The sequence below is a fragment of the Bowdeniella massiliensis genome (assembly GCF_023634005.1).
GTDB classification, from domain to species: Bacteria; Actinomycetota; Actinomycetes; order Actinomycetales; family Actinomycetaceae; genus Bowdeniella; species Bowdeniella massiliensis.
The window spans coordinates 1-423 of record NZ_JALIQR010000058.1 but is presented as its reverse complement, the minus strand read 5'-3'; the positions used below and the strand labels follow the sequence as shown (position 1 = coordinate 423).

Annotated in this window: 1 protein-coding gene; it reads right to left on the bottom strand. The window is 86.3% G+C overall.

Annotation, left to right across the window (positions count from 1 at the left end; genetic code table 11):
* Positions 1-217: hypothetical protein (locus MUN85_RS12560; protein WP_250507006.1), on the bottom strand; the 217-nt coding region annotated here is incomplete at its 3' end.
* Positions 218-423 lie beyond the last annotated feature (206 nt).

Below are 423 nucleotides of genomic sequence, written 5' to 3'. Positions count from 1 at the left end.
CCGGCGCCGCGGCGGCCCCCGCGAGCGGCCGCGCCCCGCCGCGCGCGGTCGCGCCCGCCGGCCGCTGCCGGCGGCGCTCGCCGCCGACCCCACCGCGCGCTCCGACTGCCTCGCCACCTGCGCCGAGGCGCTGCAGAACGCCCGGGACCGCGGCGTCACTCGCGCCGCCGACGTGCGCATCGGCGCGGCCCCGCGCGGCGGCGCCTCCGTCGAGCATCGGGGCGCCATCGCCGCGCGCTACGGCCTGAACCCCTCCGTCGTCACTCCCGCGGGCCAGCCGCGCCGGCCGTTCATGACGCCCGACTGCGCCGGCACACTCCGGATGGCCTGCTCCGCGCCGCCCCCGCCGCCCCCCCCGCCCGCCCCCCCCCCCCGCGCCGCCCCCCCCGCCGCCGCGGCGGGCGGCGACGCGGCCGCCGCCCG